At 63.2% G+C, this 8,487-nt stretch carries 10 protein-coding genes; 1 reads left to right on the top strand and 9 read right to left on the bottom strand.

All coding sequences use genetic code 11. The annotated features are described in order from the left end of the window. Window positions 1-188: 188 nt before the first annotated feature. Both IVA95_RS25105 and IVA95_RS25100 read right to left on the bottom strand, forming a co-directional pair. Window positions 189-1,559 (bottom strand): peptidoglycan DD-metalloendopeptidase family protein, encoded by a 1,371-nt coding sequence (locus tag IVA95_RS25105; RefSeq protein WP_247512931.1) that lies wholly within the window; start codon window positions 1,557-1,559, stop codon window positions 189-191. Window positions 1,560-1,668: 109 nt separating this feature from the next. After that, entirely contained in the window at window positions 1,669-2,313 is a 645-nt protein-coding gene (locus IVA95_RS25100) for a protein-L-isoaspartate(D-aspartate) O-methyltransferase (protein WP_213250139.1), read from the bottom strand. Window positions 2,314-2,572: 259 nt separating this feature from the next. Here IVA95_RS25100 and IVA95_RS25095 point away from each other — a divergent pair, with 259 nt between their 5' ends. Then, window positions 2,573-2,950, top strand: coding sequence for a response regulator (locus tag IVA95_RS25095; protein ID WP_247512930.1), 378 nt, complete (start codon window positions 2,573-2,575; stop codon window positions 2,948-2,950). Window positions 2,951-3,060: 110 nt separating this feature from the next. Here the strand turns inward: IVA95_RS25095 and surE are convergent, their stop codons facing one another. The 7 genes from surE to scpB form a co-directional block, all read right to left on the bottom strand. Continuing rightward, on the bottom strand, window positions 3,061-3,828 hold the full coding sequence (gene surE, locus IVA95_RS25090) for a 5'/3'-nucleotidase SurE (RefSeq protein WP_213250141.1): 768 nt from the start codon (window positions 3,826-3,828) through the stop codon (window positions 3,061-3,063). Window positions 3,829-3,924: 96 nt separating this feature from the next. Beyond that, window positions 3,925-4,341, bottom strand: a complete 417-nt coding sequence (locus tag IVA95_RS25085; RefSeq protein WP_247512929.1) for a hypothetical protein — start codon at window positions 4,339-4,341, stop codon at window positions 3,925-3,927. 12 nt (window positions 4,342-4,353) lie between these two features. Continuing rightward, the gene (serS, locus tag IVA95_RS25080) at window positions 4,354-5,685 is read right to left on the bottom strand and encodes a serine--tRNA ligase (protein WP_247512928.1); all 1,332 of its coding nucleotides are present in this window, start codon (window positions 5,683-5,685) and stop codon (window positions 4,354-4,356) included. A 214-nt stretch (window positions 5,686-5,899) separates the two neighbouring features. Further along, entirely contained in the window at window positions 5,900-6,718 is an 819-nt protein-coding gene (tatC, locus tag IVA95_RS25075) for a twin-arginine translocase subunit TatC (RefSeq protein WP_247512927.1), read from the bottom strand. After that, on the bottom strand, window positions 6,715-7,233 hold the full coding sequence (gene tatB, locus IVA95_RS25070) for a Sec-independent protein translocase protein TatB (protein ID WP_247512926.1): 519 nt from the start codon (window positions 7,231-7,233) through the stop codon (window positions 6,715-6,717). The genes tatC and tatB overlap by 4 nt, the downstream gene beginning before the upstream one ends. 118 nt (window positions 7,234-7,351) lie before the next feature. Then, complete coding sequence (locus IVA95_RS25065) at window positions 7,352-7,591, bottom strand: twin-arginine translocase TatA/TatE family subunit (RefSeq protein ID WP_028345916.1); 240 nt, start codon at window positions 7,589-7,591, stop codon at window positions 7,352-7,354. Between the two features lie 164 nt (window positions 7,592-7,755). Next, entirely contained in the window at window positions 7,756-8,487 is a 732-nt protein-coding gene (gene scpB, locus IVA95_RS25060; protein ID WP_247512925.1) for an SMC-Scp complex subunit ScpB, read from the bottom strand.

Here is an 8,487-nt window from a genome sequence, read left to right as displayed (position 1 = left end):
GCCCGCATAGTAGTACATGGTCGTCCCTCGATGATGCTTGGAGCGGGCTTGCCCGACTCCGGTTTTTGACACCATCAGTTTGAGGGACGACCGCCTCCCGGCAAAGCCGCACGCGAGCGCGCTTTCAAATCGCGCCGTAGCGAGCGTGCGGCTCGATCGGCCGGCCCGTTACCCCATCTACGCTTGTGTCACGCCCCGTTCAGGAATTGAAGCGGGTCAACCGGCGACGATCCCTTGCGGATCTCGAAGTGGAGCTGCGGCGAACTCACCTCACCCGATTGACCCGATTTGGCAATGATCTGGCCGCGCTTGATCGTATCGCCGCGCTTCACCAGCAGTTCACTCGCATGGGCATATGCGGTGACGTAACCGTTGGAGTGCCGCACCAGAACCAGATTGCCGTAACCCTTGAGCTCGTTGCCGGAATAGGCGACCACGCCATCTTCCGCGGCTTTCACCGGCGTTCCTTCCGGCACCGCCAGGTTGATACCGTCATTCGATTTGCCGTTCGTCTTGGCGCCATAGCTCGTGATCACCTTGCCGCGCACCGGCCAGCGGAAGGTCGGCAGCGCGCCGGTGGCTTCGCTGGGCTTGACCGAGGCTTGCTCGATGACGGGCTTCTCTTCGGTGACGTTGGTGGTCGCCTGTGCCAGCCGGGCGCTCTGCGGCGGACCACCGGTCGAGGCGACCTTGGTGGCCGGTGCTGCAACCGCTGCGACCGGCTGGGCGGGAGCTGCGGCAACAGGCTGAGCCGCCGGAGTTGCGGACGCGGATTTCGAACCGGGCACGGTCAGCTTCATGCCGAGGCTGAGCTTGGCGGACTGATCGAGATTGTTGGCCTTGGCAAGTTCGCTGACCGAAACCTGATTGCGCCGGGCGATGGTCATCAGCGTATCGCCGCGGTTGACGACATGGACGGTCGGCGCTGCCGCCGTGGCAACCGGCTTGCTGGCCGCAGGCGCGAGGGCCGGCGCGGGCGCTGCCGTCGCCGTCTGGCGCGGAATGATCAGTTGCTGGCCGGGCGACAACACGCGCGGACCCTTATAGCCATTGGCCTGCAGGATCGCAGCGGCTGAAACGTTGTAGCGCTTGGCCAGAATGTCGAGCGTGTCGCTGGTGCCGACGATGATCGTGGTGCCGCCCGGCGCGGAGGGGCGCGCGGCGGCCACCGAGCGCGGCGGCACCGTCGCGGTGGTCTCGATCGGCGATTGGGACGGCGGCGCATAGGACGAAATCCCGCGCCCTCCTCCCGACACCCCTCCCGAGCTGGCAGGATAAGCGGTCGGCGCAGTGACCGCGGGCGGCGGCAAGGATTGGGACTGATATTGCGGCGCCGAGGCCGGCGGCCGGGCATATTGCGGCAGCTCGCGGCGTTCGACGGCGGGAGCGCGCACCGAACCGGTCGCTTCGGGCTGAGAAGCAAAGGGATTGGAGAATGAGGTATCGGAAAAGCGCGTCTGCATATCGGCGCTGCAGCCGGCAAAGCCGACCGACATCAGCGCCAGCACCGCGGCTTGCGGCACCCGACGCGAGCGAAGCAACTCGGCGACACGGGACATGGTTACTCACTCGTACGCAACAAAATACTGTTTTGAGTAAACACGTACCGAGTAAATAACCGCTTAACCCTTGGAATAAGATGTTGGCGGGAACCGCCAATCCGGGATTCTACAGTTCGCGCGCAATTCCCGGCAGGGCCGGGACGAAGCGGACATCGACCAATTCCTTGCGCTCAAAACCGCTGTCCGTCCTGGTCGCCCTGACTAGGGTCTGGGTGCCATGATGGGGCCCGACCGGCGCGATCAGGATGCCGCCCGGCAGCAGCCGCTCCAGCAGCTTTTCGGGGATTTGCTCCATCGCAGCCGTCACGATGATGCGGTCGAAGTCGCCGGCGCCGGGCGGAATCTGGAAACCGTCGCCGAACATTACTTCGATATTGAAGTAGCCCAGCGCTTCGAGGCGGTCGCGCGCGGTGTCCGCCAGCGTCCGGTAGCGCTCGATGGTCAGTACATGCGCGCATAGCCGCGACAGCACCGCGGCCTGGTAGCCGGAGCCGGTCCCGATCTCGAGCACCTTGTGGTGCTTCTGCAGTTGCAACTGCTCAGTCATGTAGGCGACCACGAAGGGCTGGCTGATGGTCTGCCCGCAGGCAATGCCGAGCGCGCTGTCACGATAGGCATGGGCGCGATCGCCAGCCGCCACGAAAGCCTCGCGGGGCACCTCTTCCATGGTCCGCAGCACCGCTTGGTCGCTGATCCCCCGCCGCCGCAGAGTGAGCTGAAACATCATCTTTTCGAGCGGTTCTTGGGACATAGCGGTCTCGTGGCGGGAGTCTGCCGCCAATCCAATGCTTCGGCCTCGCCGAGATGGTAATATAGCGTCCGCGCACTTAAGGAACGATTTCCTTAAAGATTGTGGTTCCTGGTCCGGAACTGAGGCCGCGTCCCGACGTTAGCGCCCGGGAAAAATCCTTCGCGAAGAGTCTCTACGCAACGCCTACCCGCCCATACCGACATTGCACCCAGGTCCTTTTTTTGCGAACCTCGACACTCGGAAGGGCAAGGAATCCATCATGGTAGCGACACGGCCGGCGGGCTGTTCTGTTTTCCTCGTTGAAGACGAGGTCATGATCCGCATGATGGTCGCTGACATGCTGGAAGAGTTGGGCCACAGCGTAGCCGCCGAGGCCGGCGAAATCGGCGAAGCGGTCAAGCTGGTGCAAACGACCGAATTCGATCTCGCCATTCTCGACGTCAACGTCAACGGCAAGGTGATCACGCCGGTAGCCGAACTGATCACCGCGCGCAACCGTCCGTTCATTTTTGCAACCGGCTACGGCTCCTCCGGCCTGCCGCAGGAATATCGCGACCGCCCCGCGCTGCAGAAGCCATTCCAATTGGAAACGCTGGCACAGGTAATCGCGTCTACGTTGAAGAGCGCTCCGGTTTAAGGCGCCGCGTGTAGCCCGGATGGAGCGAAGCGCAATCCGGGAACGGTGCATGAGCGGACGAACTGATCCCGGATTTCGCTTCGCTCCATCCGGGCTACTGGCTCACGAGCCTACTTCAGCGTCGACGTCAACTCTTCCGAGAACGCCTCGTCCGTGCGATCCAGCCGCAGCGGCGTAACCGAGACGTAGCGCGCTGCCAACGCTGCGAGGTCGGTGCCGTCGGCCGGCGTGTCCATCATCGCAGCGCGTTCGAAACCGATCCAGTAATACGGATTGCCGCGGCCATCGTGGCGCTTGTCGATTTTCAGGAAACCGAGGTTGCGCTTGCCCTGCCGTGTCACTCGAACGCCCTTAACCTGATCAGGCGTGCAGGCGGGAAAGTTGACGTTGATGACGGTATTCTTCGGCACCCCGGCATCGATCACCTTACGCAGGATGCCGGGGCCGAATTTCAGCGCGGTATCCCACAGCGGCGCGTGACGGGTCTCGACGGAAAATTCCTGGCTCAGCGCAAACGACGGGATTCCCAGAATCGTGCCCTCGAGCGCACCCGCGATCGTACCGGAATAGACGACGTCCTCGGCGACGTTGCGGCCCTTGTTGACGCCGGACAGCACGAGATCGGGCATCTTCTCGCCGAGGATGTGGCGCGAGCCCATGATCACGCAATCCGTCGGCGTGCCCCGCACCGCGAAATGGCGCGGACCGATTTCACGCAGCCGTAAGGGATCGTTCAGCGACAGTGAATGCGAGACACCGGACTGATCGAGCTCCGGCGCCACGATCCAGACGTCGTCCGACAGCGCGCGGGCAATCTCCTCGACGATCTTCAGACCCGGCGCATGAATGCCGTCGTCATTGGTGCAGAGAATTCGCATCCGTCAAAATGCCTTCAGGTTCAGGTCGAGGTAGGCTTTTGCCTTTGGCTGTCGTCTTATCCGGCTATCGCGGCTGAGGCAAACCGGCCTATTTCCTCAGGTTTTCTTCATCCAGACACGCCAGGGGCGGGCAAATCTGGCGCCGCCATCGATTTTCATCTGCAGGTCTGGCGATACCTGCTGCGCCGATTCGACGGGCAGAGAGGCCGGGCTCGCGTCCACTGGCTTGGGCGAAGGTGCCGCGACGGGCTCGATCGCCGGACACGTCGCAGCTACTGGGTCCGATCCCGCCTCCGGCGGCTTGTGCCGCGTCCGCGCAACCGCCAGTCCCTTGTCGAAGTCGGCGGCGTTGAGCCATTCCTTGGCATGCATGCGCGCGATCAGATCGTCGTCCCACAGGCGCGCCACCTCGATATCGAAGGCGCCCATCAGCCGCTGGTCGATCAATTGCATCCCGTGGCCGGTGACAGCCCATTGCCTCCCGATCCAAAGGATGTCGCGATGCAATGCCATTTTTGCTTTGCGCTATTTGTCCCGCTCGATGGCTTTGAGCCCGCCCATATAGGGCTGCAGCACCGCAGGCACCGCGATGGAGCCGTCTTCCTGCTGATAGGTTTCCATCACCGCAATCAACGCGCGGCCGACCGCGGTGCCGGAGCCGTTCAGCGTATGCACGAAACGCGGCTTGCCGTCGGGCCCTCGGGAGCGCGCATCCATGCGCCGCGCCTGGAAATCACCGCACACCGAGCAGCTCGAGATTTCGCGGTAAGCCCCGCCTTCGCCCTGTCCGGGCATCCAGACCTCGATGTCGTAGGTCTTCTGCGCGGAGAAGCCCATATCGCCGGAGCACAGCGTCATCACGCGGTAATGCAGGTCGAGCCGGCGCAGCACTTCCTCGGCGCAGGACAGCATGCGCTCATGCTCGTCGCGACTGGTCTCAGGCGTCGCGATCGAGACCAGCTCGACTTTCGTAAATTGATGCTGCCGGATCATGCCGCGGGTATCGCGGCCCGCAGCGCCCGCTTCGGCACGGAAGCACGGCGTCAGCGCGGTGAGCCGCATCGGCAGTTCTTTTTCGTCGACGATGGATTCGCGGACGAGGTTGGTCAGCGAGACTTCGGCGGTCGGAATGAGACCCAGACGTTCGGTCTTCAATCGCTCGTCGGGAGCCGCAAGCAATTCGCCCTTGATGGCCCAGAACTGGTCGTCCTCAAATTTCGGCAATTGGCCAGTGCCGAACATGACATCGTTGCGCACCAATAGCGGCGGATTTACCTCGGTGTAGCCATGCTCGTTGGTATGGAGATCGAGCATGAACTGACCGATCGCGCGCTCCAGCCGTGCGAGACCTTTCTTCAGTACGACGAAGCGCGCACCGCTCAGTTTTGCGGCAGCTTCGAAATCCATGTAGCCGAGCGCGCCGCCGAGATCGTCATGCGGCTTCGGCGTGAAGGCGTAGTTGCGGATCTTGCCGTAGACGTGGCGCTGCACATTGCCGTGCTCGTCGGTGCCTTCGGGCACGTCGTCGAGCGGCAGGTTCGGGATCGCGGCGAGTTCTTTCGCCAGCTCTTCGTCCGCTCTCTTCGCCGCAGCCTCCAACTCCGGCATCGTGGTCTTGAGCTCGGCAACTTCAGCCATCAGCTTGTTGGCGCGCGTGTCATCCTTGGCCTTCTTCGCCTCGCCGATTTCCTTCGAAGCCGCATTGCGCCGCGCCTGCGCCTGCTCGGACGTCAGGATGGCTGCCCGGCGCTTCTCGTCGATCGCCAGCAGCGAAGCCGACAACGGCGCCAGCCCCCGGCGCTTCAGGCCGGTGTCGAAGGCCCGGGGGTTGTCGCGGATCGATTTGATGTCGTGCATTGCCGTGTGGTCCTCGGTCGTCGCCCCGCGCACAGTCAACGCGTATGTTGACAATTTCCACGCGGCGCGCCCCCAGTACCACACCCGTCATCACCCGCGAAAGCGGGTGATCCAGTATTCCAGAGACGCCTGTACTGAATCCGGAGGGCCTCGGCGTATTGGATTCCCGGCTTTCGCGGAGAATGACGGCCGATTGGGGGGCGAGAACGACGGCCTACTCGGCCGGATTGGCCTCTGGCGGCGGGCTTGCTGGCGGCGTGGTCGAGGCCTGCGTCGCGGCGGCCTTCTTTTCCACCATGCGGACCGCGACGATCGCGCCCTCGTAGAGCGCCATCAGCGGGATCGCGAGCGAGGCCTGGCTGATGACGTCGGGCGGCGTCAGCACGGCGGCAATCACGAAGGCGATCACGATGAAATAGCGCCGCTTCTCACGCAGCATCTGCGAGGTGACGATGCCGATCCGACCCAGCAACGTCAGGATGACAGGTAACTGAAACGCGACGCCGAAGGCGAAGATCAGCGACATCATCAGCGACAGATATTCGCCGACCTTGGGCAGCAACTGAATCTGCGCGCTCTCATCGCCGCCCATCTGCTGCATGCCGAGCGAGAAACGAACCAGCATCGGCAGCACCACGAAATAGACGAGCAGCGAGCCGAGCACGAAGAAGAACGGAGTTGCGATCAGATACGGCAGGAACGCGCCGCGCTCGTGTTTGTAGAGACCGGGCGCCACGAACTTATAAATCTGCGTCGCCACGATCGGGAATGAGATGAAGGCGGCGCCGAACAGCGCGAGCTTCAACTGCGTGAGGAAATATTCCAGCAGCGCGGTGTAGATGAATTTGGAATTTTCGGCACCTGCCACCCAGACGAACGGCCAGACCAGCACGTTGTAGATCTGCTTGGCGAAGAAGAAGCAGAAGATGAACGCAATGCCAAAACCGAGCAATGCCTTGATCAGCCGCGAGCGCAGCTCGATCAAATGGTCCATCAAGGGGGCCTTGCTGGCCTCGATGTCTTCGATGGTCATGACGCTTTGGCGTCCTTGAGAATGTCGGGCGCCGCCGGCGCAACGTCCTGCTGGACGGCCTGAACTTCACGGGTGATCGCCAGCGGCTCGGAAGCGGCCGCATGCGCCTCGGCCTCGACGAAGGTTTCCGGCGTCGGCGCTGCCGGCGTGGTCGGGGTGACGGGCTCGCTGATCGCGGACGCCACCTGCGCGTCGTTGACTTGCGTCGTGGCAGGCTTGTCGATGCCGCCGATCTGCAGGGCCTCGTCGACATCCTTCTGCAGGGAGGTCATGACATTAGCGGGGGAAAGCGCGGTCGCGGTCTCCTTGACCTCGTCAAAGCTCTTCTTGAGGTCGGCCATTTCGGCCTCGCGCATGGCTTCCTGGAACTGGCCCTGGAATTCGCCGGCCATCTTGCGCGCCTTGCCGATCCATTGCCCGACCATGCGCAGCACGCCCGGCAGCTCTTTCGGGCCGATGGCAATCAGCGCGACAACCGCGATGATGACCAGTTCACTCCACCCGATGTCGAACATGAATTCTTCCGCTCGCGCGAGACGTCCGCGCCCCAATCCATCATAACCAAGATCTGGAGCAACCCGCGCCTTTTCTCAACCGGTGTCCTGAACCGACACCAGGTCCAAGATGCCCGGTTCAGACAGCCTTGCTGCCGACATCCGTTCGCGCCGTCGGCGCCGGCGTCGCATTGTGATCGATGGTCTTTACAGGCTCGGCGGGCTTTTCGGGCGCCTTCTCATCGTCCTGCATGCCCTTCTTGAAGGCCTTGATGCCATTCGCGACATCGCCCATCAGGTCTGAAATCTTGCCGCGGCCGAACAACAGCAGGACCACTGCGATCACGACGATCCAGTGCCAAATGCTAAGTGAACCCATCCTGCAACCCTCCAAAAAGAGACGGCCGGCTTCCGGCCAAGCTTTCGCGGAAGGTAGGCTCGCGGGGTGTCAAAAACAAGGACCCATGCCGCGGCAAATCGCTGTCGCGGCTACGTATTATGGCTATTATTAACCCGCCTGAGCGATAGCCGGAGCCATCGGAACTAGCTTTCGCTGCCGCCTTCAGGCTCGGCGGCCGGCGCCAGCAGCAGTTCCAGGTTGTCGCCAGCGTCCAGCGGATCCTCGTCCTCGCGCAGCGCCACGTCATCCGACGGCGTCGGAACGCTGAAGCCGGAAGGCAGCCGCGAATCCAGGAGCCCCGTACCCTTCAGCTCTTCCAGGCCCGGCAGGTCGCTCAGCGCCTCCAGGCTGAACTGCGAAAGGAACGCTTCCGTTGTGCCGAACGTCAGCGGCCGCCCCGGCGTCTTGCGGCGGCCGCGGGGGCGAATCCAACCGGTTTCGAGCAGCACATCCAGCGTTCCCTTTGACGTGATCACGCCGCGGATCTCCTCGATCTCGGCGCGCGTCACGGGCTGGTGATAGGCAATGATCGCGAGTACCTCGATCGCCGCCCGCGACAGCCGCCGCGTCTCCGTGCTTTCGCGCGTCATCAGCCACGACAGATCGCCCGCGGTGCGGAACGTCCATTTGTTCGCGACGCGCACCAGATTGACGCCGCGCGGCGCATATTCCGCCTGCAACTGCGCCAGCGCCGCCTTGACGTCGACGCCGTCGGGCATGCGCTTGGCCAAGGCCGCCTGGTCGATCGGCTCCGCGGAGGCAAACAGCAACGCTTCGAGCAGCCGCAATTCCTCGGGCCGCGCGGCCTGATCGGTATGTTGGTCGATGGGATGATCCTCGGCATCTTCCATGCGTTTTTCCGCCAGGCTCGCCAT

This window comes from Bradyrhizobium sp. 157, assembly GCF_023073815.1.
Lineage (GTDB): Bacteria > Pseudomonadota > Alphaproteobacteria > Rhizobiales > Xanthobacteraceae > Bradyrhizobium.
The sequence above is the reverse complement of the archived record's forward strand: the minus strand, read 5'-3'. Positions and strand labels throughout refer to the sequence as shown.

Excerpts from the sequence above, each read along its gene's own strand:
- scpB (WP_247512925.1), bottom strand. The coding sequence starts at position 8,487 with ATGGCGAGCCTGGCGGAAAAACGCATGGAAGATGCCGAGGATCATCCC.
- serS (WP_247512928.1), bottom strand. The coding sequence starts at position 5,685 with ATGCACGACATCAAATCGATCCGCGACAACCCCCGGGCCTTCGACACC.
- IVA95_RS25100 (WP_213250139.1), bottom strand. The coding sequence starts at position 2,313 with ATGTCCCAAGAACCGCTCGAAAAGATGATGTTTCAGCTCACTCTGCGG.
- tatC (WP_247512927.1), bottom strand. The coding sequence starts at position 6,718 with ATGACCATCGAAGACATCGAGGCCAGCAAGGCCCCCTTGATGGACCAT.
- IVA95_RS25085 (WP_247512929.1), bottom strand. The coding sequence starts at position 4,341 with ATGGCATTGCATCGCGACATCCTTTGGATCGGGAGGCAATGGGCTGTC.
- IVA95_RS25095 (WP_247512930.1), top strand. The coding sequence starts at position 2,573 with ATGGTAGCGACACGGCCGGCGGGCTGTTCTGTTTTCCTCGTTGAAGAC.
- tatB (WP_247512926.1), bottom strand. The coding sequence starts at position 7,233 with ATGTTCGACATCGGGTGGAGTGAACTGGTCATCATCGCGGTTGTCGCG.
- IVA95_RS25105 (WP_247512931.1), bottom strand. The coding sequence starts at position 1,559 with ATGTCCCGTGTCGCCGAGTTGCTTCGCTCGCGTCGGGTGCCGCAAGCC.
- IVA95_RS25065 (WP_028345916.1), bottom strand. The coding sequence starts at position 7,591 with ATGGGTTCACTTAGCATTTGGCACTGGATCGTCGTGATCGCAGTGGTC.
- surE (WP_213250141.1), bottom strand. The coding sequence starts at position 3,828 with ATGCGAATTCTCTGCACCAATGACGACGGCATTCATGCGCCGGGTCTG.